Source organism: Reyranella sp. GW821-FHT14A01 (genome assembly GCF_058803965.1).
The window spans coordinates 13,068-36,772 of sequence record NZ_JBXAPM010000016.1 but is presented as its reverse complement, the minus strand read 5'-3'; the positions used below and the strand labels follow the sequence as shown (position 1 = coordinate 36,772).

Annotated in this window: 21 protein-coding genes; 12 read left to right on the top strand and 9 right to left on the bottom strand. The window is 66.8% G+C overall.

All coding sequences use genetic code 11. The annotated features are described in order from the left end of the window. Positions 1 to 32 precede the first annotated feature (32 nt). From AC1ROX_RS25410 to AC1ROX_RS25390, 5 genes are read left to right on the top strand one after another with little or no spacing between them, the layout of a single operon-like run. Positions 33 to 830: a response regulator transcription factor gene (locus AC1ROX_RS25410; protein ID WP_493130497.1), complete on the top strand. Its 798-nt coding sequence runs from the start codon at positions 33 to 35 to the stop codon at positions 828 to 830. 7 nt (positions 831 to 837) lie between these two features. After that, positions 838 to 2,334 (top strand): sensor histidine kinase, encoded by a 1,497-nt coding sequence (locus tag AC1ROX_RS25405; protein WP_493130495.1) that lies wholly within the window; start codon positions 838 to 840, stop codon positions 2,332 to 2,334. 25 nt (positions 2,335 to 2,359) lie between these two features. Next, positions 2,360 to 3,199 carry a 3-methyl-2-oxobutanoate hydroxymethyltransferase gene (gene panB / locus AC1ROX_RS25400; protein WP_493130492.1) on the top strand — a complete coding sequence of 280 codons (840 nt, stop codon included), beginning with the start codon at positions 2,360 to 2,362 and terminating at the stop codon, positions 3,197 to 3,199. A 16-nt stretch (positions 3,200 to 3,215) separates the two neighbouring features. Next, the gene (locus AC1ROX_RS25395; RefSeq protein WP_493130489.1) at positions 3,216 to 4,856 is read left to right on the top strand and encodes a GMC family oxidoreductase; all 1,641 of its coding nucleotides are present in this window, start codon (positions 3,216 to 3,218) and stop codon (positions 4,854 to 4,856) included. Next, positions 4,856 to 5,950 (top strand): carboxylesterase family protein, encoded by a 1,095-nt coding sequence (locus tag AC1ROX_RS25390; protein ID WP_493130487.1) that lies wholly within the window; start codon positions 4,856 to 4,858, stop codon positions 5,948 to 5,950. Before AC1ROX_RS25395 ends, AC1ROX_RS25390 begins: the two co-directional genes overlap by 1 nt. A 212-nt stretch (positions 5,951 to 6,162) precedes the next feature. On the opposite strand, the gene clcA is transcribed toward AC1ROX_RS25390, so the two are convergent. Genes clcA through AC1ROX_RS25370 form a run of 4 tightly spaced genes read right to left on the bottom strand, consistent with a single transcriptional unit; the run spans position 6,163 to position 9,260 of the window. Beyond that, positions 6,163 to 7,533 carry a H(+)/Cl(-) exchange transporter ClcA gene (clcA, locus tag AC1ROX_RS25385; RefSeq protein ID WP_493130485.1) on the bottom strand — a complete coding sequence of 457 codons (1,371 nt, stop codon included), beginning with the start codon at positions 7,531 to 7,533 and terminating at the stop codon, positions 6,163 to 6,165. 57 nt (positions 7,534 to 7,590) lie between these two features. Next, positions 7,591 to 8,229 (bottom strand): 5,6-dimethylbenzimidazole synthase, encoded by a 639-nt coding sequence (bluB, locus tag AC1ROX_RS25380; RefSeq protein ID WP_493130483.1) that lies wholly within the window; start codon positions 8,227 to 8,229, stop codon positions 7,591 to 7,593. A 34-nt stretch (positions 8,230 to 8,263) separates the two neighbouring features. Next, a complete protein-coding gene (locus tag AC1ROX_RS25375; RefSeq protein ID WP_493130481.1) occupies positions 8,264 to 8,647 on the bottom strand; it encodes a cobalamin biosynthesis protein in 384 nt (127 codons plus the stop codon). Between the two features lie 10 nt (positions 8,648 to 8,657). Then, positions 8,658 to 9,260, bottom strand: a complete 603-nt coding sequence (locus AC1ROX_RS25370) for a HupE/UreJ family protein (RefSeq protein WP_493130479.1) — start codon at positions 9,258 to 9,260, stop codon at positions 8,658 to 8,660. Positions 9,261 to 9,433: 173 nt separating this feature from the next. Between AC1ROX_RS25370 and AC1ROX_RS25365 the strand changes: the two genes are divergently transcribed. Continuing rightward, positions 9,434 to 10,909 (top strand): cobyric acid synthase, encoded by a 1,476-nt coding sequence (locus tag AC1ROX_RS25365; protein ID WP_493130477.1) that lies wholly within the window; start codon positions 9,434 to 9,436, stop codon positions 10,907 to 10,909. A 22-nt stretch (positions 10,910 to 10,931) separates the two neighbouring features. Then, positions 10,932 to 12,740 carry a sulfatase family protein gene (locus AC1ROX_RS25360; protein ID WP_493130475.1) on the top strand — a complete coding sequence of 603 codons (1,809 nt, stop codon included), beginning with the start codon at positions 10,932 to 10,934 and terminating at the stop codon, positions 12,738 to 12,740. A gap of 109 nt (positions 12,741 to 12,849) precedes the next feature. On the opposite strand, the gene AC1ROX_RS25355 is transcribed toward AC1ROX_RS25360, so the two are convergent. Together AC1ROX_RS25355 and AC1ROX_RS25350 are read right to left on the bottom strand one after the other, a co-directional pair. Further along, the gene (locus tag AC1ROX_RS25355; RefSeq protein WP_493130473.1) at positions 12,850 to 14,337 is read right to left on the bottom strand and encodes a protein adenylyltransferase SelO; all 1,488 of its coding nucleotides are present in this window, start codon (positions 14,335 to 14,337) and stop codon (positions 12,850 to 12,852) included. A gap of 3 nt (positions 14,338 to 14,340) precedes the next feature. Next, entirely contained in the window at positions 14,341 to 14,613 is a 273-nt protein-coding gene (locus tag AC1ROX_RS25350) for a hypothetical protein (protein ID WP_493130471.1), read from the bottom strand. On the opposite strand from AC1ROX_RS25350, the gene AC1ROX_RS25345 reads away from it, so the two are divergent. The 4 genes from AC1ROX_RS25345 to AC1ROX_RS25330 are packed head-to-tail and all read left to right on the top strand — an operon-like array spanning position 14,608 to position 18,502. Beyond that, a complete protein-coding gene (locus AC1ROX_RS25345) occupies positions 14,608 to 14,769 on the top strand; it encodes a hypothetical protein (RefSeq protein WP_493130469.1) in 162 nt (53 codons plus the stop codon). The two genes, AC1ROX_RS25350 and AC1ROX_RS25345, sit on opposite strands and share 6 nt — an antisense overlap. Before the next feature lie 9 nt (positions 14,770 to 14,778). Continuing rightward, positions 14,779 to 15,708, top strand: a complete 930-nt coding sequence (locus AC1ROX_RS25340; protein WP_493130467.1) for a histone deacetylase family protein — start codon at positions 14,779 to 14,781, stop codon at positions 15,706 to 15,708. Between the two features lie 45 nt (positions 15,709 to 15,753). Next, complete coding sequence (locus AC1ROX_RS25335; protein WP_493130465.1) at positions 15,754 to 16,452, top strand: PA4824 family protein; 699 nt, start codon at positions 15,754 to 15,756, stop codon at positions 16,450 to 16,452. A gap of 46 nt (positions 16,453 to 16,498) precedes the next feature. Next, complete coding sequence (locus AC1ROX_RS25330) at positions 16,499 to 18,502, top strand: carbohydrate porin (protein WP_493130463.1); 2,004 nt, start codon at positions 16,499 to 16,501, stop codon at positions 18,500 to 18,502. 127 nt (positions 18,503 to 18,629) lie between these two features. On the opposite strand, the gene AC1ROX_RS25325 is transcribed toward AC1ROX_RS25330, so the two are convergent. The 3 genes from AC1ROX_RS25325 to aqpZ form a co-directional block, all read right to left on the bottom strand. After that, positions 18,630 to 20,678 carry an adenylate/guanylate cyclase domain-containing protein gene (locus AC1ROX_RS25325; protein ID WP_493130461.1) on the bottom strand — a complete coding sequence of 683 codons (2,049 nt, stop codon included), beginning with the start codon at positions 20,676 to 20,678 and terminating at the stop codon, positions 18,630 to 18,632. Between the two features lie 84 nt (positions 20,679 to 20,762). Then, positions 20,763 to 21,128, bottom strand: a complete 366-nt coding sequence (locus AC1ROX_RS25320; RefSeq protein ID WP_493130459.1) for a hypothetical protein — start codon at positions 21,126 to 21,128, stop codon at positions 20,763 to 20,765. Positions 21,129 to 21,187: 59 nt separating this feature from the next. After that, on the bottom strand, positions 21,188 to 21,874 hold the full coding sequence (gene aqpZ, locus AC1ROX_RS25315; RefSeq protein WP_493130457.1) for an aquaporin Z: 687 nt from the start codon (positions 21,872 to 21,874) through the stop codon (positions 21,188 to 21,190). 194 nt (positions 21,875 to 22,068) lie between these two features. On the opposite strand from aqpZ, the gene AC1ROX_RS25310 reads away from it, so the two are divergent. Next, positions 22,069 to 23,703 carry an ABC transporter substrate-binding protein gene (locus AC1ROX_RS25310; protein WP_493130455.1) on the top strand — a complete coding sequence of 545 codons (1,635 nt, stop codon included), beginning with the start codon at positions 22,069 to 22,071 and terminating at the stop codon, positions 23,701 to 23,703. Positions 23,704 to 23,705: the final 2 nt, after the last annotated feature.

The following is a 23,705-nucleotide window of genomic DNA, read 5'->3' as shown; positions in this document are numbered from 1 at the left end:
GTACGGAACCCTCTCGTACAAGGTGAAGAGCGATGACGACACAGATGAAGGACGACGCCTCTGCCTGGCCCAGCTCCGAGCCCGGCTTCCGGCCGGACGCTGAAGCCGAGGCCGGGCGGCGGGTCCGCATCGCCTTCGTGGAAGACGATGACGATTTCCGCGAGGCCGCCAGCGGCGAGCTGGGCGACTACGGCTTCGATGTCGCGGCCTTCCGCGATGGCACCGGCCTGGTCGAGTTCCTGGAAACCGCCGGCGACATCGAGATCGTCGTCCTCGACTGGAGCCTGCCGCGCGTCTCGGGTATCGACCTGCTGCCCAAGCTGCAGCGCGCCGGCATCAACCTGCCGGTGGTGTTCCTGACCGGGCACAGCGAGCCCAACTACGAGCAGCTCGCGCTGGAGCGCGGCGCCATCGACTTCGTCGACAAGTCGCGCGGCGTGCCGATCCTCGCCCGTCGCCTGCGCCTGATCGCCGATCGCGCCGACAAGCCGGTGAGCGCCGACGGAGAAGGCAACTTCCATTGCGGCCGCCTGCTTCTGAAGCCCACGGTCAGCCGCGCCTTCTGGGACGAGACCGACCTCAACCTGACGGTGACCGAGTTCAAGATCGTGCATACGCTGGCCGCCAACATCGGCAGCTACGTCAGCTACCGCGCCGTCTACGACTGCATGCATTATGTCGGCTTCATCGCGGGGAGCGGTGAGAATGGCTATCGAACCAACGTCCGCTCCTGCATCAAGCGCATCCGCAACAAGTTCCGCGCCATCGATCCGGAGTTCGCCGAGATCCAGAACTACCAGTCGTTCGGCTACCGCTGGGGCAAGGACTAAGCTCCCGGTGCTGCGCCGCCTCGCCGCGTCGCTCACCCTGAAGCTGGTGGCGCTGATCGGCCTGTTCGTGGCGCTGCCCATCGTCCTCTACGGCCAGTTCGAAAGCGCCGACAGCCAGATGCAGATGCTGGTGACGCGCGCCCTCCAGGACCGCAGCGCCCTGATCGCCGAGGCGCTGGCGCCGGTGCTGCGCGAGACCGATCCTTCTGAGCCGATGAGCCTCAACCGCGAACTCGAAAAATATTCGAGCAGCGGCACGGTGCTGAAGCTGATGTTCCAGCCACCCGACGCGCGCACGACGAGCCGTTTCTACCTGGTCGCGTCGGCGCCGCCGCTGGGGCCCGAGGCCGTGACGGCCGAGCTCGAGGAGCTGGGCCAACGCGGCATCCTGCAACGCCTGTCCGAGGCCTGCACCTGGAACGCGTCCGACGAGATGCGCTACCGCCGCGCCGACGGCACCGTCGAGCTGCTGACCTCGATCATCCCGATCCGTGCCCGCGGCAATTGCTGGATCCTGACGACCACGCATGCCGCCTCGGACTTCCTCAATACCTCGATCGGCCGTCCCTACTGGGAGACGCGCGAGATCCGCATCGCCGCCGCGATCTATCTCGTGGGCGCGCTGCTCGCCGTGCTGGTGGCGCTGGGCATCCGCCTCAGCCTCCGCCGCTTCCGCAACGTCGCCGACGAGATCGCGCTGGGCCGCGCCGTCGATGCGACCTTCGTCCAGCGCAACACCGTACCCGAGCTGACGGGCGTGGCGCGCGACTTCGACCGGCTGGTGCACGAGCTGCGTCGCGTGTCGCGGGAGATCCGTCAGTCGGCCGAGGACAATGCGCACTCCTTCAAGACGCCGCTCGCCGCCGTGCAGTCGGCGCTGCGTCCGGTGCGCCGCGTCGTACCGGAGGAAGACCAGCGCGCCCGGCGTGCGCTCGAGATCGTCGATTCCTCCCTCGCCCGCCTGCTGAACCTCGTGAATGCCGCCCAGCGCCACGACATGGGGACGGCCGACCTGATCGACGCGCCGCGCGTGCCCACCGACCTCGCCCTCCTCGTCGAGGATGCGGCGCGGCATTTCCGCGAGATCCTGGCGGCGCGCGACATCGGGCTCGTCGTGAAGCTCGACCGCGGCGCTGTCGTCCGCACGGCGACGGGCATGATGGAGATCGTCCTGCAGAACGTGCTGGAGAATGCCATCAGCTTTTCGCCCAACGGCACGAAGATCGCCGTTTCGCTGCGCGTCTCCACCGACACCGTCGAACTGACAATCGACGACGAAGGGCCGGGCATCGATGCCGAGAAGATCGACAGCGTCTTCCAACGCTACTTCTCTTTGCGTCCCGAGGATGGCATAGGCAGCGACCGTGCCGTCGAGCATTCGGGCCTCGGCCTGTGGATCGTGCGGCGCAACGTCGAGGCACTGGGCGGCCAGGTGATCGCCGCCAACCGCCCGGGCGGCGGCCTGTCGATCAGGATGCTGCTGCCGCGGTTCGTCATTCACTAGCAGCCGTTCGAGAGGTCAGGACATCATGAGCGCTGTCACCGCCGCCCGGAGAATCAGCACGCCGCAGATCCGCGCCCGCAAGGGCGGCGAGCCGATCGTCTGCCTGACCGCTTACACCACGCAGATGGCGCGCTGGCTCGATCCGCATGTCGACTTTCTGCTGGTCGGCGATTCGCTGGGCATGGTGGTCTACGGCTTCGAGAGCACGGTGCCCGTGACGCTCGACATGATGATCGCCCATGGCTCGGCGGTGATGCGGGGTTCGTCGCGCGCCTGCGTGATTGTCGACCTGCCGTTCGGCAGCTACCAGGCCAGTCCCCAACAGGCCTTCCATAGCGCCGCGCGGATCATGGCCGAGACCGGCGCCAGCGGCGTGAAGCTGGAAGGCGGCGAGGTCATGGCCGAGACGGTGCGCTTCCTCACCCAGCGCGGCATCCCGGTCTGCGCCCATGTCGGGCTGATGCCGCAAGCTGTGAATGTCGCCGGCGGCTTCAAGGCGACCGGCCGTTCCGAGGAAGAGGCCAGGCAGGTCACGCGTGATGCCGAAGCAGTGGCCGAGGCCGGCGCCTTCGCGGTCGTGCTGGAAGGTACGCTGGAGCCGGTGGCCGCCGCCATCACCGCATCGATCTCGATCCCGACCATCGGCATCGGCGCCTCGCCGGCCTGTGACGGCCAGGTCCTGGTGTCCGAGGACGTGTTCGGCCTGTTCAGCGATTTCACCCCGCGGTTCGTGAAGCGCTATGCCGACCTCAGCGGAAAGATCTCCGAGGCCGCCGCTGCCTATTCAGCCGACGTGAAGGCCCGTCGTTTTCCCGCGATGGAGCATTGCTTCCTGCCCAAATCCGGTGGTCAATCCAAACCATAAGGGAGGAAACAACCGGATGGAGAGTTTCGACTATGTGATCGTGGGCGCCGGCTCGGCGGGCAGCGTGCTCGCGAGCCGGTTGAGCGAGGATCCCAACGTCACGGTGTGCGTGCTCGAAGCCGGTCCGCGCGACTGGCATCCCTTCATCCATATTCCGGCCGGCTTCATGTACACGCTGGTCGATCCCAAGGTGAACTGGCTCTACAAGTCCGAGCCCAGCGAATGGACCGGCGGCCGCGCGATCGCAGCGCCGCGCGGCAAGACCCTGGGCGGATCGAGCTCGATCAACGGCCACATCTACAATCGCGGCCAGCGGCTCGACTTCGACGGCTGGGCCCAGCGCGGCAATCGCGGCTGGGGCTATTCCGACGTGCTCCCCTACTTCCGCCGCAGCGAGCACCGCATGGCGGGCGATGCCGATCCGACCTTCCGCGGCAGCGAGGGGAACCTGCCGATCACCGATCTCGAATGGCGCGATCCCTTGTGCGAGGCCTTCATCGAAGGCGCCGTCGAACAGGGCATTCCGCGCAATCCGGATTACAACGGCACCAAGCAAGCCGGCGTGAGCTACGTCCAGCGCATCATCCGGAACGGCCGCCGGATCAGCGCCGCCCGCGGCTACCTGCATCCCGCCATGTCGCGGTCCAACCTCACGGTGCGCACCCATGCGCAGGCGACGTCGGTTGTGCTGGAAGGCAAGCGCGCGGTCGGCGTGCGCTACCGCAAGGGCGGCCGCAACGGCACGCCGATGGAAGTGCGCGCCCGCAAAGAGGTGATCCTGAGCGGCGGCACGGTGAACTCGCCGCAGCTCCTGCAGCTTTCGGGCATCGGCCCGGCGCCCTTGTTGAAGTCGCTCGGCATCGAGGTGAAGCACGAGCTGGCGGGCGTCGGCGAGAACTTGCGCGACCATTATGCGCCGCGCTTCGTCGCCCGCGTGAAGAACGCCACCAGCATCAACGAGCGCTCCAAGGGACTGCGACTGGCCGGCGAGATCCTGAAATACGTCACGACGCGCAAGGGCCTGCTGACCCTCAATCCGACGCTCATCTACGTCTTCTGGAAGTCCGACGAGAGCATCGAGAATTACGACCTGCAGCTGACCTTCACGCCGGCCAGCTACAAGGAAGGCGTCCAGTCGACGCTCGACGATTTCCCCGGCATGACCATAGCCTCGTGGCAGCAGCGCCCCGATTCGATCGGCTATGTCCGCGCGCGCTCGGCCGATCCGTTCGAGCATCCCATCATCCAGCCGAACTATCTCGGCGCCGAAAGCGATCGTCGCGTGCTGCTGGCCGGTATGAAGCTGGCGCGGCGCCTGCTGGGTTCGAAAGCACTCAGCAAGTATTACGACCGCGAGGAGTTCCCCGGTTCGGAGAAGCAGTCGGACGCCGAGCTGATGCAGGCGGCCAAGGAACGCGGCACCACGACGTTCCACCTGATGGGCTCCTGCCGCATGGCGCCGGACAACGACCCGACCGCCGTCGTCGACGATCAGCTCCGCGTGCGCGGGCTCGAAGCGCTGCGCGTGGTCGACGCTTCGATCATGCCGACCATGCCGTCCGCCAACCTCAACGCCTCGGTCCTGATGATCGCCGAGAAGGCGGCCGACATGATCCGCGGCAAGCCGGCGCTCGACGCCGTGATGCTGAAGGACTGATGACCGAAGAGGCCGCCATCGACGCCCTCTCCGCGCTGGTGCCGGCGACGCTCCGCGCGCTGCACGCCATCGAGTTCGCGGCGCGGCACCTGTCGCCGCACACCCTGCCGCAGATCCTCGACGCCCTGGCCGGCCGCAACGACGATCTTGGTCCTGCCCTGGCCGCCTCGCGCGCGCTCGACTGGCCGGGACGGCTGGCGCCGGTGCGCGACCATCTGGAGCGGGCGGCGGTGTTTGCCGGCGAGGCCATTGCAGGCCTTCTTGCCGCTCCCGAGGCGCCGCAGCCGATCGTGGCCGCCTATCGCAGCCTGCGCGGCTACCCACGGGCCTGCGAGGCGCTCTATCCGCTGTCGCCCTATCTGAAACCCATCAGCAATTTTTTCCTCGAACAGGACGCGCGCGGCGATGCGGATCTTCAGGCACGCCTGGCCGCCGCCGATCCGACACGCGAAGGCGTCGGCTTCATGCACATCGCCGGGCCGTCCGGCACGCGCGGTGCCTTCTCGCTCTACGTGCCCGAGTATTACGACCCGGCGCGAAGCTGGCCGCTGGTCGTGGCGCTGCATGGCGGCAGCGGCAATGGCGGCGCCTTCCTGTGGAGCTGGGTGCGCGAGGCCCGCACGCGCGGCTTCATCGTGCTGGCGCCCACGGCCTCAGGCGCCACCTGGTCGTTGATGGAACCCGAGATCGATGGTCCGCGCATCGACCGCATGGCATCGGATGTCGCCAGCGACTGGAACATCGATGCGTCGCGCCAGCTCCTCACCGGCATGAGCGACGGCGGCACCTTCACCTATGTCATCGGCCTGCACGGCGATTGCCGCTTCACGCATCTCGCGCCGATCGCCGCCAGCTTCCATCCGATGCTGATGACCTTCGCCGATGCTGACCGCCTCCGCGGTCTGCCGGTGCATATCGTCCACGGCACACAGGACTGGATGTTTCCGCCCGAGATGGCGCAGGGCGCGGAGCGCGCACTGCAGCAGGCCGGCGCCGATGTGACCTATCGCGAGATCTCCGACCTCTCGCACACCTATCCGCGCGACGAGAATGCGCGGATCCTCGACTGGTTCCTGCGGGACGCTGCCTCCTAAACCAACCCCGTCGTCTCGACCGGATTCGAGGTTATCCGGGAAGTCAAGCGACCAAAACCGGGGATTCTTCGGGGGGCCAAGTTCGTTTCATTTGTTTCGGTTATTTCGTTTATTTCGTTTACGAACCTTTACGATGTCGTCGGCGGAAGCCCTGCGGGACGCTACCTCCCAAACAAACCCCATCGTCTCGACCGGAGCGTTTTTTGTCCGCTCTAGGAACGGCGTCCCTCGTCCACCCCAACCGGCGACAGCACACCGGTCGTGACGGGCGGCGGCGGCACCTTGCCGGCGAGCCGCAGCGTGCGCTCCAGCAGCAGCTCGTAGATCGGCCGGCCGCCCAGGGCCTGCGACACGGCGTTGGCGGTCACGCAGGTCACGATCAGCGGCAGGATCAGCGCGTAGCCGTTGGTCAGCTCGGCGGCCAGAACGACGCCGACCAGCGGTGCGCGGATGGATGCGGAGAACAGGCCGCCCATCGCGGCGATGGCGAAGGCGGCTCCCGCCAGCGGCGGCATCGGCACGGCCATCTGCAGCAGCGACGCCGCGATCAGGCCCACGGTGGTGGCAAGGGTCAACAGCGGCGCGAAGATGCCGCCGGGAACGCCCACCGGATAGCTCAGCATCACGCCGACGAAACGCAGCAGGCAGAGCAGCAGCAGGATCTGGATCGGCAGATTGCCGGTGACGATACCGGGGATCAGCAGCTCGCCGCCGCCCACGGCCTGCGGCAGCACGAGCGCCAAGGCGCCGACCGCGGCTCCGACCAGAAGTGCCGGTACGAACGGCACCTTGCGGAAGGTGGCCGCCACCCAGTCGAGCAGGAAGAGCAGCGTGCGGTTGAAGACGATGCCCAGCCCGCCCAGGAACACGCCCAGCACGAAGAAGGCCGGCAGCAGCGACAGCGGCATCTCGGCATTGTCGAGCTTGAGCTGCGGCGCGGTGCCGCCCACCAGCTCCATGCCGATGGCGCTCGCGGTCGAGGCGATGATGACGACGGTGTAGGAACGGAGCGTGTAGCGGAACTGCTTGCGCGTCTCCTCGATCACGAAAAGGATCGCCGCCAGCGGTGCGTTGAAGGCGGCGGCGAGGCCGGCCGCCGCACCGGCGGCAAGCAGGCTGCGCAACTCCGCGTCGCTGAGCTTCATGCGCTCCGAGACCGCCTGAGCGATCGATGCACCCATGTGGATGGTCGGGCCTTCGCGTCCGGCGACAAGACCGGACGACAGTGCGAGCACGCCGCCCACGAACTTCACCGGCAAGACGCGACGCCAGCGCACGTCGCGCAGCCCTTCCATCGCCCCTTCGATCTCCTGCACGCCGCTGCCGGCCGCTTCGGGCGCAATGCGGCGCGTGAGGAAGAAGGCCGCGACCAGCGCAACGGCGGCGATCGCGGCCGCTGCGGCGACGGTGCGAGCCCCGGGGCCCATATACGCCACCAGCCAGGACGGCCAGCGGACCAGCGTATCGACGACGAGATGAAAGGCAGCACCCACGACGCCGGTAGCCAGCCCGCACAGGGCCGCCAGAAAGTAGATGGCGCCATCGGAGATCGATTGCTCTGCCGGCCGATCTCCTGAAGTCACGCGACGCCTCCTCTGGTGCGGCGCAATAATGCCCGGCGAGAGGGACCTGTCAAAGCGTCAGCGCGTGAACACCACGTCGCTGAGGTCGCTGCGCACTTCCCAATGATGCCGCTCGAGTTCGGGATCGAGATGCTCCTCGGCTGGAAAGCCGAGACAGAGATAGGCGACGAGGTTCCAGCCGGCCGGCACGTCGAGCGCCCGCGTCACCTTCTTCGGATCGAGGATCGAGACCCAGCCCATGCCGATCCCGTCGGCGCGTGCGGCCAGCCACAAGGTCTGGATCGCGGCGACGACAGAGTAATGCAGCGTCTCGGGCATGGTCTGCTGGCCGAGGCCGCTGCCGGTATGCGTCCCGTCATCGGAGAAGACCGCGAGATGGACCGGCGCTTCCTTGAGGCCCGCGAGCTTCAGCCCGGCATAGATCGCATGCTTCTCGCCGTCGTAACCGGCCAGCGCCTGCTCGTTGGCCTGCGTGAAGCTCTCGACCACGGCACGGCGGCGCCCGGCCGATTCGACATGCACGAACCGCCACGGCTGGCTGAGCCCGACCGACGGCGCATGACTGGCAATTTCCAACAACGCGTCGATACGCTCGCGCGCCACCGGATCGGTACGGAAACGCCGCACGTCGCGCCGCCACAGGACGAGCTCGCGGAACTCGGCCCGGAAGGCCGCGTCGAAAACCGGATGTGTCATCAACTCCACCGAATGAATGAAAGGAAGAGGACGCTCACCGCCCCTCGCCGATGGCAATGGCGCAGGTCGCCCGCTCCGTCGCCACGCGCGTGCCGAGCAGGCGGCCCTCAGGGCCGGCCACGACCAGAGCCGACGCCTCGGCGATCGAGGGCAGGCTTCCGGCCTTCAGCACCATCTTCGACGGTGTGAGCACACGGCCCGCGACCCTGTCGAGATCGTTGACCGTGCAGGCGACCAGCCTCACCGACAGCCGCCGCACCGCTTCGGCGAAAGCCGGATCGGTTGCCTTCTCCGACTGCGTCGCGACGGCGTCCAGCCGTTCGACGGGCAGGTCGAACATACCGAGCGCCATGCGCACGACCCGCTCGATCTCGTCAGCCGACGTTGCGCGTCGGCAGCCCACGCCTGCGACGATCATGGATACCAGTCTAGCTGATCAGGCCGGCCGCTTCGATGGCGGCAACGCCGCCCGCCACCATCACGAGGCATCCGGCGATCATCAGCGCGGTGCGTTGCGCCGGCCACTTGGTCGCGCCCAGGGTGATCGCGCAGGACGCGACGCCCAGAGCCGTCTGGGCGACCAGCAGGCCCGCGACATAGGCGACGATCGGCACGGCATCGGCGCCGACCAGGACCGCGCCCAGTGAGTAGCCATGCACCAGCCCGGCCACGGCGAAGACGATCGACGCCACCTTGGGGCTCAGCGGCTGGCGCAACAGGATGAGGACGCCGATGACCATCGTCGTCAGCGCCACGAAGGCACCGTCCGCGGGAATGTCGACGGGGCTGAGCTGAATCGCCACGCCGGCGATGGCCGCCAGTCCGAAGGCCAGCACGGGCACGATGCCCCGCGCGGCGATGCCGACCAGGATACCGATGCCGATCATCGCGGCGAGATGGTAGATGCTGATGACGGGGAGGCCGACGCCCTGGATGAAACCTTCGGCAAAGGTCTTGGGCGGATCTTCCTCGATCAACGTCTCGGCAAAGGCCGACACCTGCCCGGCTGCGAGGAACGCAGCCGTCAACATACCCAACCATCGAGTGGAAACCGACATCACCTTCCCAGGGCAAGCTTCTTGGACACGCGCTTGGGACGCGCGTCGGTTCCAGATAGGGTCCGGCATCGTCGCCCGTCAACTCGACTGTTCGCAATGGCGATGAAAATATTGCGAAATTGCGTTCTGCTCTTTATCGGAGGCCCATGCGAGCACGCGCGCTGATGATCCAGGGGACCGGTTCCGATGTCGGCAAGTCGCTGCTGGTCGCGGGCCTCGCCCGGGTTTTCACCCGGCAAGGCCTGCGGGTGCGGCCGTTCAAACCGCAGAACATGTCGAACAACGCGGCCGTGACGGAAGACGGCGGCGAAATCGGCCGCGCCCAGGCCCTGCAGGCGCGGGCTGCGCGTGTTGCCGGGAGCGTCCACATGAATCCAGTGCTCTTGAAGCCACAGAGCGATACCGGTGCCCAGGTCGTGGTTCAGGGTCGCGTGGTGGGCAACACCGAGGCGCGCGACTACCAAGCGATCAAGGCCGGCCTGCTCGGCGCCGTGCTGGACAGTTTCAGCCGTCTCGCCGCCGAGGCCGATCTCGTGCTGGTCGAGGGCGCCGGCTCGGCGTCCGAGGTCAATCTGCGCGCCGCCGACATCGCCAACATGGGTTTCGCGCGGGCGGCGGACGTGCCGGTCGTGCTGGTGGGCGACATCGACCGCGGCGGCGTCATCGCCAGCCTGGTCGGCACCAAGGCGGTGATCGATCCCGACGATGCCGCGATGATCGTGGGCTTCCTGGTCAACCGCTTCCGCGGCGATCCCAGCCTGTTCGCCGACGGCATGTCCTGGATTGCGGCGCGGACCGGCTGGCCCGCGCTGGGCCTCGTCCCCTACTTCGCCGACGCGATCAGGCTGCCCGCCGAGGATGCGCTCAGCCTGCCCGGTCGCACGACAACGAACGGCGCGGTGAAGATCGTGGTGCTGGCCTATCCCCACCTGGCCAACTTCGACGATGTCGATCCGCTGCGGCAGGAGCCCGGCCTCGACGTCGCCTTCGTGCGACCGGGCGAGCCGATCCCCGGCGATGCGACCTTGGTGATCCTGCCCGGCTCGAAGGCCACCATCGCCGACCTCGCCACCCTGCGGGCGGCCGGCTGGGACATCGACCTCAAGGCGCATCTGCGCCGCGGCGGCCATGTGCTGGGCATCTGCGGCGGCTATCAGATGCTGGGCCGGCGCGTTGCCGATCCCGACGGGATCGAAGGACCGCCGGGCAGCGTCGAAGGGTTGGGCCTGCTCGAAGCGGAGACCGTGCTGGGCGGCGACAAGGTCCTGGTCGAGGTCACCGGGAAGACCGTGGCCGATGGCGCGCCGTTCAAGGGCTACGAGATGCATGTCGGACGCACGATCGCGACGGCGCGCCCGCTGCTCGACCTCGACCATGGCGGCAGCGACGGCGCCGTCGATGCGAGCGGTCGGGTGGCCGGCTGCTACATCCACGGTTTGATGGCAGACGATCGCCAGCGGCGTCACTGGCTGCAGCGGATCGGCGCGGCGAGTTCCGGTCTCGATTACGAAGCCGGTGTCGATGCGACGCTCGACCGGCTGGCCGATCATCTCGAGAAACACGTCGACTGCGCGCGCCTTCTCGAACTCGCGCGCCCGCCACAATTCGGTGTTACGAAATGAGCGAGTTCTCTTAGAGGAAGCCGTGACCGATCCATCGCGCAGGACCTTCATCGCCGGCAGTGCCGCCCTCGCCGCGACGGCCGCTTGCGACATGCAAGCCCAGGCGCAGACGGCCGGCATCACCGGCGGCACGGAATCGGCTTTTCCGTCGGCGGATGCGCCGGGCTCGAACGAGGGCGGCTACAACATCCTCTTCATCCTGACCGATCAGGAACATTACATGGGCCCCGGCTGGCCCATCCCGCTGCCGGGCCACGAGCGCCTGCGCCGCACCGGCACCTATTTCGAGAACCACCAGATTGCGTCGGACATGTGTTCGGCGTCGCGCGCGGTGATCTATACCGGCCTGCACACGCCTCATAACGGCATCTTCGACAATGCCGGCGTGCCCTATATGAAGAGCCTGGATCCCAAGCTGCCGACCATCGGCAAGATCCTGCGCAAGCTGGGCTACTACACCGCCTACAAGGGCAAGTGGCACCTGAACGGCGCGATGGCGATGGAGAACCGCGCCGACGACATCAAGGCGCTGTTCGAGACCATGATGGATCGCGACTACGGCTTCTACGATTACACCGGCACCGGCGACTTCATCGAGGGCGCCCAGGGCGGCTATCAGTACGACCAGATCACGGCGGCGCAGGCGATCCAGTGGCTCAAGGCCAAGGGCCGGCCGATGACCGACAAGAACCAGCCCTGGTATCTCGCGGTCAATCTGGTGAACCCGCACGACGTGATGTGGGTGAATACCGACAAGCCCGGTGACAAGCCTGTGCAGGCGGTCGAGGCCAAGCTCAGGATCGCCTATCCGCCCAACGATTCGTTCTACCGGCAGGAGTGGAACGAGATCCCGCTGCAGAAGACCTGGCAGCAGTCGCTCGACACACTCGACCGCGTGCCCGCGCATCGCATCTACAAGGAAGCCAACGCCATCCTGACCGGGCTGATCCCGCAGGAGGAGTGGCGCATGCGGCTGCGCCAGAACTACTACTTCAACGCCATCCGCGATGCAGACCAGCAGGTCGTGCAGGTGCTCGACCAGCTCGACCAGCTCGGCCTCACCGACAAGACCATCGTGATCTTCACGTCGGATCACGGCGACCTGCTGGGCAGCCATGGCGGCCTGCAGGGCAAGGGCACGACGACCTATCGCCAGCAGAACCATGTGCCGATGCTGGTGGTCCATCCCGAGATCAAGGGCGGCCAGCGCTGCCTCGAACTCACCTCGCATCTCGACTTCGTGCCGACCATCGTCGCCCTGACGGGCAAGTCCACCGCACCGGTGGCCGACACCATAGAGCGGATGAAGGGTCAGGACTTCTCGGCCCTGCTGCGCCAGCCGGTGAATCCCGCCTTCACGCAGAGCCGCGGCGGCACCTTGTTCTGCTACAGCCAGCTCATGGTGCACGACGCGAAGTTCACGAAGGAACTCTACGAGACGCTGCTCGACAAATCGATCGCCCGCTCGGACCTGTTCAAGAAGATCGAATCGTTCCCGATCGACTGGAAGCTGCGCGTCTGTATCCGCTCCATCGTCGACGAGCGTTACAAGTTCAGCCGCTACTTCTCGTTCCGCGGCTTCAACACGCCGGAGACGCTGGAGCAGCTCCGCGCCAACAACGACCTCGAGCTCTACGACCTGGTGAACGACCCCGACGAGACCGTGAACCTCGCCCACGACTTCGAGCGCAACCGCGACCTGATCTCGACGATGAACACCAAGCTCAACGCGCTGATCGCCCGCGAGATCGGCACCGACGATGGCCGCTTCATGCATCTCGACCAATGGATCGACTGGAAGGATGCGAAGCCGGGCGCGGTCAATCTTTGAGGGAAGAAAGCGAAAGGTCCTTCGCTGCGCTCAGGATGACAATGTTTTCTGTAAGGGCGCACCGAGCCAACCCCGACAAAATTGTTATCCTGAGCGCAGCGAAGGACCTTTAGGTGCCGCAGAACGTTCGGTAAACGCCCTGATCCGGCGGCGCCGGCTCGGCATAGACCTCAAGACCCGCACGTTCCTCGTACGGCTTCGCCAGCACCGTGAGCAGTTCCTCGAACGGCGCGTAGTCGCTGCGTTCGGCTGCGGCGGTCAGCGCCAGCTCCACGCGATGGTTGCGCGGGATATAGATCGGGTTCACGGCATGCATCGCGGCGCGCCGGCTCGCGCCGTCCTGCGGCTCGCGGGCCAGGCGCTCGCGCCAGCGCGGGAGCCAGGCGTCGAAAGCTTCGGGCTTGTTCGCGAACAAGTCGCGCACCGCGGCATCGGCCGCCGGATCGGCGGCGGCGTCGCCCAGGCGGCGGAAGGTCAGCGTGAAATCGGCCTGGCCGTCGGTCATCGCGTTGAGCAGGTCCTGCGCCAGCGCAGCATCGCCCTCTTCCTCGGTGAACAGGCCGAGCTTGCCGCGCAGGCCGCCGATCAGCGCATCGACATAGCGCGCGCGATAGGTGCCCAGCACCTCGTTGGCGATGGCCAGCGCCTTGTCACTGTCCTCGGCCAGCAACGGCAGCAACGTCTCGCCGAAGCGTGCCAGGTTCCAGTGCGCGATGCTCGGCTGATGGGCATAGGCATAGCGGCCCTGCTGATCGATCGAGCTGAACACCGTCTCGGGATTGTAGGCGTCCATGAAGGCGCAGGGGCCGTAGTCGATGGTCTCGCCGGCAACCGAGCAATTGTCGGTGTTCATCACGCCATGGATGAAGCCCACCAGCAGCCATTTGGCGACCAGCGCCGCCTGCCGGCCGATCACGCTCTCGAACAGCGTGCGATAAGGTTCGGCAGACGCCCGCGCCTCGGGGTAATGACGCGCGATCACATGGTCGGCGAGCAGGCGCAGCGCCTCGGTGTCGCCGCGCGCGGCGAAGAACTGGAAGGTGCCGACACGGATGTGGCTCGACGCGACGCGCGTCAGCACGGCCCCCGGAATTTCGCCGTCGCGCCAGATCGGCTCGCCCGTCGTGACGGCGGCCAGCGAGCGCGTCGTCGGGATGCCGAGTGCCGCCATCGCCTCGCTCACGATGTATTCGCGCAGCACCGGCCCGACCGCGGCGCGGCCATCGCCGCGGCGCGAGAAGGGCGTCGGGCCCGAGCCCTTGAGCTGGATGTCGCGGCGCACGCCGTCACGGTCCACGACCTCGCCCAGCAGGATGGCGCGGCCGTCGCCGAGCTGTGGCACGAAGTTGCCGAACTGATGGCCGGCATAGGCCATGGCGATCGGCTCGGAGCCCGGCGCGACCCGGTTGCCCGCGAGCATCTCGACGCCTTCGGGCGAGGCCAACGCGGCAGGATCGAGGCCGAGTTGCAGGGCGAGCGCATGGTTCAGCTTCACCAGCCGCGGGGCCGCCACCGGTGTCGGGTTCAGCCGCGCGTAGAACCGCTCCGGCAGCTTCGCGTAACTGTTGTCGAACGGCAGGGCGGCCAGGCTGTCCATCGTCTACTCGTCGTAACGGGCTGTGGTAACGCCGGTCATGCGGTCGTAGTGGAGCGAGATCTTCTCCAGGGTGCAGAGATTCAGGTAGCCCCAGACCGCGGGCGGACCGCCATCGGCGAAACCGACCTTGAGGTCACCCATGCACCAGTCGGGCGATGCACGGAACGAAACCTCACGGGCTTCGCCCGGCTTGATGATCGGCGGACGCAGGAAGTTCGGCCCGTACATGTTGAGCTGGGTCGGCGAAACCGAGAGCTGGGAGATCGGGTATTGCATGGAATTCTTCAGCCGGAAGGTGGTTTCCTGGGCGGAGGCCTGCCCGGCGAAAAGGACCAGGGCGGCGACGGCCAGACTGCACAACTTGAACAAAACAACCTCACAGCGATCGACGGGTTGCGGGTGACTCTGTCGCAGATCGCCGAAGCGCGCTAGAGGGGAAGGATGACGCTGCTGATCAGCCATCCGTCATTCCTCGAGCACGATACCGGCGATTACCATCCGGAACGGCCCGATCGGCTGCGCGCGGTGACGGCGGTACTGGCGGACGAGGAATTCGCGGACCTCACCCGCCTGATCGCGCCCGAGGCCACGATCGAGCAGCTGACGCGTGTCCATCCGCCGGAATATGTCGACGCCATCCTGGGCATCCGGCCGCCGGAAGGCGAGCTGGTCCATGTCGATGGCGACACCGTGATGAGCGCCGGCAGCGCCAACGCCGCCCGCCATGCTGCCGGCGCCGTCGTGGCCGCCGTCGACGGCGTGCTGGGCGGCCAGGCCCGCACCGCCTTCGCCGCCGTCCGGCCGCCCGGTCATCACGCCACGCCGGACGTACCGGGCGGCTTCTGCCTGTTCAGCAATGCCGCGATCGGCGCCCTGCATGCCCGGGCGGCCTACGGCGTTCAGCGCATCGCCCTGGTCGATTTCGACGTCCATCACGGCCAGGGCACCCAGGCCGTGGTCGAGACCGACCCCGACCTCTTCTATGCCTCGTCGCACCAGTATCCGCTCTATCCCGGCACCGGCTCGCCGCGGGAGCGCGGCATCGACGGCAATGTCGTGAACGTGCCCCTGCCCGCCGGCAGTGGCAGCGCGGCGTTCCGGGCCGCCTGGGCCGACCGCCTCCTGCCGGCGCTCGACAATTTTGCGCCTGAGCTGATCATCGTTTCGGCCGGCTTCGACGCCCATCGCCGCGACCCGCTGGCACAGCTCGATGTCGAGACCGAGGACTTCGTCTGGCTGACCGAGGAGCTTCTGGCCATCGCGCAAAGGCATGCAAGGGGCCGCCTGGTGTCCGTCCTCGAAGGCGGCTACGACCTCGCCGCGCTCGCCGAATCGGTGGCGGCCCATGTGCAGGCATTGATGCGGTCCTGAAAACCGACTTGCGCCTGTAACATTCCCGGGCGAATTTCCGGGCGCGTGAAAAGTAACAGCCTCTGCATCTTCCTCGGCACCCTTCTCTGGGTTGCTGCCGCCGTGCTTGCCGGTCCGGTACTGGCTGCCGGCGGCGCTCATGTCGTCGACGATTCCGAGGTCGAAACGCCCGGCACCTGCCACGTCGAATTGTGGGTCGTCGAATTCGTGCCCGGCGACGGTTACGGCAACTTCGCGCCCGCCTGCACCACTATCAAGATGCCGTGGCTCGAGATCGGCGCGGCATACCAGCACTATTGGGACGAGGTCATCGGCGGGCCGCTGCTCGGCCCGCAGATGAAGATCAACTTCCAGCCGTCCGCCATGGGCGTGGGCTTCGGGCTCGGCATGAACGCCGGCCTCAATGTGAGCACCGGCGAACTGGGTCTGGCGAGCCTGATCGGCCTGGTCACGATCCCCGTCACGGAGAAGTTCAGGATCAATCTGAACGGCGGCTGGAGCTATTTGCGCGGCGACAACCCCACCGCTTTCTTCTGGGGCGGCCAGGTCGAAGTCGATGTCGGCTGGGACGTGACGCTGATGATGGAGGCGTTCGGACGCCAGCCCGGCGTGATCGGCAACCAGATGGGGCTGCGCTACACGCCCGCCGCCCATCCGCGGTTCGATTTCGACCTGCTCGTGGGCACCACCTACGATGCCGTGAACACGAAGTTCTTCACCCTGGGTGTAACCATCCGGTTCTGAATTCGTCGCAGGGCGGAGACGCCGTGCGCGTGATACCGAGCGGCCCATGGCGGCCAGGCGATCACTTCACGAGACGTTGAGGGGCGGCCCGGTAGGGTCGGGCGTCGCCGCGATCGCTGCTGTCCTGCTCGCGGCATTGCCTGCACAGGCCGAGGATCCCCCCGCGCCGCGCTCGGGCTTCTATGTCGGCGGCCATGTCGGATACCTGTTCGGCAATGCCACCGCCACCTTCGCCGATCCGATCCCCGGCGCGACCGCCGGCGGCACCACGCCGTACGGTGCCTTCTTTGGCGGCGTACAGGCCGGCTACGAGCATTATTTCCCGTCGCGCCTGATGCTGGGCGTCGAACTCGACATGTCCTTCGCCAGCGCCGAGGACCTGGCACAGGTCCTGTCCTACCGGGCGACGGCCACGGCGGCCGCCAACCAGCAGCTCGAATATCTCGCCAGCCTGCGCGGTCGCGTCGGTTATGCACTGGACCGGTGGACGCCCTTCGTCACCGGCGGCATCGCCTGGGCCAGCACGCGTTCGGATCGCGTCGATCTCACGACGGGCAACGATGCCGCGACGCCGGGCAATGTCCGCACCGGCTATGTGCTGGGGGCCGGCGTCGATTACCGACTGGACTCTCAATGGTCGGCGCGCGCCGAGTATCTCTACACTAGCCTGCCGCTGAACGGATTCACGTTCGCCGCACCCGCCCGCTACGATTCAGCCTATGACCTTCACCGGATCAGGCTTGGCCTGAATTACAAGTTCGGCGCCCGCGAAAAGGATTCGGACGAGAAGCCCGACCGCGGGCCGGGTTCCTGGGAAATCCACGGCCAGACGACCTTCATCTTCCAAGGCTATCCGCCGATCGCCGCGGCCTATTCCGGCGCCAACAGCCTGCCGCCGGAGGGGCAGAGCCGCGAGACCTGGACCGTCTCGGCCTTCCTCGGCGTGCGTCTCTGGGAGGGCGGTGAGTTGTACTACAACCCCGAACTTCTGCAGGGCTTCGGCGTCGCCAACACGACCGGCGCCGGCGGCTATCCCAACGGCGAGGCCCAGAAGTCGAACTTCCCCTATCCGCGCTACAACACCTCGCGCCTGTTCCTGCGCCAGGAGATCGGCCTCGGCGGCGCGCGGGAGAAGGTCGAGGGCGAGTACGGCCAGCTCTCGGGCGAGCGCGACGTCTCGCGCGTGACGCTGCAGGCCGGCAAGTATTCCGTGAAGGACCTCTTCGACGGCAACAGCTACGCCGAGGATCCGAGGGTCGACTTCCTCAACTGGTCGATCTGGGCCTCGGGTGCGTTCGACTATCCCGCCGATCGTCTCGGCCTGACCTGGGGATTCACCGCCGAACTCAACCGTCCGAGCTGGGCCGTTCGCGCCGGATATTTCCTGGTGGGTAACGAGCCGAATGCCAACACCTTCGACCTCGCCCTGTTCTCGCGCGGCGGCTATGTCGGCGAGCTGGAGCTGCGCTACCGGCCGTTCGACCGGCCGGGCGTGGCGCGCCTCGGCACCTGGATGAACAGTGCCTTCTCCGGCTCCTACAACGAGGCCGTCGCGCTGGCAGCGATGACGCCCGGCCTGAACGCCAACGACACGATCGCCCAGACGCGGCGCGGCCGTACCAAGTACGGCTTCTATCTCAACCTCGAACAGGAGATCACCGACGATATCGGCCTGTTCGGCCGCTTCAGCTGGAACAACGGCGTGTCGGAGATCATGGCCTTCACCGACATCGACGCCAGCCTCTCGCTGGGCGCCTCGATCAAAGGCACACGCTGGGGCCGGCCCGACGACCGGATCGGCATCGCGGGCGCGCTGAACTCCCTCTCGCCCAATCACAGCAGTTACCTGGCGGCCGGTGGCCTGGGTGTCCTGGTGGGCGACGGCGCCCTCACCTATGCCTCGGAAGCCGTCGTCGAAACCTACTATGCCTTCCAGCTCACGAAGGGCCTCGTCGCGACCGCCGACTATCAGCTCCTGGTCAACCCCGCCTACAACGCGGTGCGCGGACCGGTGCATGTGTTCAGCGGACGCCTCTCGGCACGCTTCTGACGAAACAGGAACGATCATTGGAGCGCGCAACTCCAGTTGCGCTCAAGCTTGATGGATCGGCAAGACATGAGCGCAACTGGAGTTGCGCGCTCCAATGAGCCGCTGAGATGTGGACCCGACCCGGCCCCTACTTCTCGTCCATGTGCCAGGTGCCGTTCCAGTCGGCCGGAGCGCCCTTTTTCAGAAATCTCCGGCAGCGCGCGATGAAGACCTGGCAGGGCGCGTCTTCCTCCCGCATCGCCGCGGCGGCCCGGAAACCAGCCAGCGCCTCGTCGAAGCGCCCCGCGACATAGGCAAGGCGGGCGGCATCCCATGTGGCGAGGAACGACGCATGCTCGCCCCGCTCGCGGCTCTCGCCCATCGGTTCGTAGACATCGTGCGCCTCGGTGGTGCCGACGGCGACGACGCGATCGATATGGCGCCACGCGAACAACCCGGATGTCGCCTTGGCGATCTCGCCGCTCGCCAGGATTTCCGTGCCATAGATCTTGTTCATGCCTTCCAGGCGCGACGCCTGGTTGGCGACCTGTCCGACCAGCGTATAGTTGATGCGTTCGCGTGCACCGACATTGCCGACCACCGCAGGGCCGGTGTGCAGGCCGAACCGCGTGCGGAAGCCCGGCCGGCCGCGCTCGTGCCATTTCTCCGACAGCGCGCGGCTGGCGGCGGCGGCCTGCAGCGCGCCGCGACAGGCATTGGCGATGTGCTCCGGATCGGTCTCCGGCGCGTTCCAGAACGCCATGATGCCGTCGCCGATATACTTGTCGATCATACCGCGATTGGCCGTTATCGGAGAGCCCAGCACCTCGAAGTAGCGCGACAGGCGGCTGGTCAGCAGCTCCGGCTCCATCGTCTCGGTGAGCAGCGAGAAGCCCTCGATATCCGTGAACATCACCGTGATCTCGCGACGCGTGCCGCCGATGCCGCTGCTCTCGGGCGAGCGCATGATCTGCTCCACGAGGTTGCGGGAGACATAGCGGCCGAAGATCTCGAGTCCTTCGCGCATGTTCTCGACCGCATCGGACAGGCGTGCGATTTCGCTGATGCGGCTCTGTACGGGTTGCTTGTCGGAGAAATCGAGCCGGCGGATGCGCTCCGTCTTGAGCGTGATGCGCGCGATCGCGCGCGACAGGACGAGCGACGCCACCAGCGCACCGAGCACCGCGAGCGCCACGGCGAACGCCGCCACGATGGCGGCCCGCTGCAGCAGGACCTGCGACTGCGCCGTGAGTTCGAGGACCGGCACCGCCGCGGCGACGACGAAGCGTTGTTCCAGCAGTGCCGGCATGCGATGGACCAGCAGGCGATACTGGTGGCCTCCGGCCTCGACACGGCGGTCGATCCTGGCGTCCGTGGTGATGACGTCTCCCACGGCCTTGCGCAGCATCTGGCGCACCTGGGCGTCGCCCGGCAGGCAATCGGGCAATGTCGGTGCGCAGGGTGCGGATTCGATATCGACGACCCCTCCGGAATGGCCGATCACGATCACGGAATTGGCGGTGATCTTGTAGGCGGTGAGCAGCTCGGACAGGGTGCGCAACGTGAAGTCGAAGCCGATGACCCCGATGCCGCTGCGCAGTGGCATGCCCGCGGATATGCCGATATCGGCCGTTTGCTCGAAACGGTAGGGGTCGGTCAGGATCGGCGCCTTGGCCCGCATGGCATCGACGTACCAGGGCCGCATGCGGGCGTCGAAATTCGAGGTGGTCGTCTGGCTGCCGCTCCGGCCGCCGTCGGGCATGTAGAACCAGTAGGTTTCAGGCCGCGGCGGCTTCCCCGCCTCGAGCACACGCACGATCATCGCCTCGCCATCGGGTGCGTCATACTCCAGTCGCTGGGAGACGGTCAGGTTCCCCGTCCGGCCGGCATAGATGAAGCTGCCGTCGGCATAGCCGACGAATGCCGATTGCACCGTCGGGTGACGGCTCAGCATGGATACGAGCTGGCGGCGACGCTCCTCGTCGGCGACCGGGTTCTCCGTGGCGTTGAAGCTCGGCCCCTCGGCCAGTGTCTGCCCGACGGATATCACCACGTGCAGGCCATCGGAGAGGAAGTCTTCCACGGCCGCTTCGAGGTTGGAGACTCTCTGGTCGGCGCTGCGCTGCTCGAGCTGGTCGACGGACCGCCAGCCAAGCCACAGCAGGACGCAGCTGAGCGGCACGATGACCAGTGCCATCAGCGTCAGAAGCGTGACGCTGAACGGTATTGATCGCCGCGCCGGCCTTACGTCTTCTTTCGACAACGGATGAAGCCGGAAAGCCTAAGCCTTCACCGCATTCCACTTGCAGCCGCCGTCCTGGGTCTGGGCGACAAGGGTGGGCGGCGTGGCGCCGAGATCGGCCGTGTAGGTCAGGTTCATGCGGCCGAGATTGAAATGGCCTTCATAGACGTTCGCGCGGATCGGCTTCATCTTCACGTCGATGCCGCCGGCCGACTTCAGCTCGACCTGGCCATTGACGATCGAGAAGGTGTGCTCCCGCGTGAAGGAGGAGTCGGCCATGATGCAGCCCGAGATGCTGTTCGGATTCTCCTTGAACCAGAACTTCACCTCGACGTTCTGCTGAGCGCCAGCGGCGAACGGCATCAGGCTCAGAAGGGCGACAGTGGCGATTCTCTTGATGAACATGATGCGCGTCCTTCGTTAGCCGGGGCTGCCGTCCATCCTACCGCAGCCCGGCGGCGTCGTCAGTCCTTGCTGCGCAGCAGCCCGTAGGCAGCGCCCGCGATCGCGCCGCCGAGGAGCGGCGCCACCCAGAACAGCCAGAGCTGCGACAAGGCCGCGCCGCCGACGAACAGCGCCGGCGCCGTGCTGCGGGCGGGGTTCACCGACGTATTGGTCACCGGAATGGTCACCAGATGGATCAGCGTGAGTGCGAGGCCGATCGCGAGGCCGGCCATGCCCGGCGTGACCCGCTTGTCGGTGGCACCCAGGATGATCGTCACGAAGCCGAAGGTCATGACGACCTCGATGACCAGCGCGGACGTCAGCCCGTACTTGCCGGGGGAGTGGTCGCCATAGCCGTTGGTCGCGAAGCCGCCGATCTCGGCACCTGCCTTGCCGGTGGCGATGACATAGAGAATGGCCGCGCCCGCGATGCCGCCCAGTACCTGCGCGATCACATACTGCAGCACCTCAGCGAAGGGAAAGCGGCCGGCGACGGCCAGGCCGACGGTGACGGCCGGATTGAAGTGGCCGCCCGACACGCCGCCCACGGCATAGACCATCGTGAGGACGGTGAGACCGAAGGCCAGCGCCACGCCGGCAAAGCCGATACCAAGTTGTGGGAAGCCGGCGGCCAGCACGGCGCTGCCGCAGCCGCCCAGCACCAGCCAGGCGGTCCCGAGAAACTCTGCATAAAGGCGATTGCTCATAGGCATCGATCTCTCCCCGGAAAACACACCGCGAAAGCGTACGATATCGGACAGGGATGTGCCCGCGATTTAAGCAGTCGCTTGTGCACATCCGTGGACGATGGGCTCGCTGCACATGCGAAGCGTCACCGAACGGAAACCCCTCGTTCACGGAAGCGTCCTAGCGTGCCGCCTCGCCTTTTGGGGGTCACACCATGTTTCTGCGCCGTCGCGCCTTGATCGCTGCATCGGGCCTTGCCGCCACCAGCTTCGGCCTGCCTCGCGTCGCCCTGGGACAGGCAGACCGTCGGCCCACCATCACCATTGCGGTGCAGCAAATCGCCAACAGCGCTGCCCTGGAGCCACTGCGCGAGCAGTCCAATGTCGGCCAGCGCGTCTTCTCCTTCATGTTCGAGCGCCTGATCATGCAGGACCTGCTCGCCAAGCTAGAGGAGGTGCCGGGCCTCGCCGAGAGCTGGAAGCGCATCGACGAGCGCACCGTCGAGTTCACCCTGCGCAAGGGCGTGAAGTTCCACAACGGCGACGAGATGACGGCCGACGACGTGGTCTTCACCTTCAGCCGCGACCGCATGTTCGGGCCGGACTACGACATCACCTCGAACAAGACGCTGTTCACCTCGGTGCTGATCCGCGACGCGGTGCAGGGCAAGAACCTGCCGCCGGAAGTTCCCGCCGTCGCCAAGCGCCTGTTCCCGGCGCTGGAGAAGGTCGAGGCCGTCGACAAGTACACCGTGCGCTTCACCAACCGCACGCCCGACGTGACCATGGAAGGCCGCATCGGCCGTCTCGGCAGCGACATCGTCTCGCGCCGTGCCTACGAGGAAGCCAAGAGCTGGCTCGACTGGGCGCGCGCGCCGGTCTCGACCGGCCCCTACAAGGTGCGCGAGTTCGTGCCCGACCAGTCGCTGACCCTCGACGCGCATGACGACTACTGGGGTGGCCGCCCGCCGCTCAGGAGCGTGCGCATCATGGTGGTGCCCGAGGTCGCGACCCGCATCAACGGCCTGCTGGCCGGCCAGTTCGACTTCATCTGCGACGTGCCGCCCGACCAGATCCCGGGCATCGAGAAGAACCCGAAGTTTGAGGTGCTGGGCAGCACCATCGTCAACCACCGCATCACGGTGTTCGACAAGAACCATCCCCGCCTCGCCGATCCGCGCATCCGCCAGGCCTTCACCCACGCGATCGATCGCAAGGCGATCGTCGACGCGCTGTGGTCGGGCCGCACGCGGGTGCCGCCGGGCCTGCAGTGGGAATTCTACGGCCCGATGTTCGTCGAGAACTGGACGGTGCCGAGCTACGACCTCGGCAAGGCCAAGGCGCTGCTGAAGGACGCCAACTACAAGGGCGACCCGATCCCCTACCGCCTGCTCAACAACTACTACACCAACCAGGTGTCGACGGCGCAGGTGCTGGTCGAGATGTGGCGGGCCGCCGGCCTCAACGTCCAGATCGAGATGAAGGAGAACTGGCAGCAGGTCTTCGACACCAACAGCCCGCGCGCCGTGCGCGACTGGTCCAACAGCGCCGGCTTCAACGACCCGATCTCCTCGATCGTCGCCCAGCACGGGCCGCAGGGCCAGCAGCAGCAGGTCGGCGAATGGACCAACGAGGAGATGAACAAGCTCTCGGTCGCGATGGAGGTCGAGACCGACATGCAGAAGCGCCGGGCGATGTTCAAGCGCATGCTCGAGATCTGCGAGCGCGAAGACCCCGCCTACACGGTGCTGCACCAGAACGCGACCTTCACGGCCAAGCGCCGGGACATCAAGTGGAAGGCCTCGCCGTCCTTCGCCATGGAGTTCCGCGCCAACAACTTCTCGACCTGAGG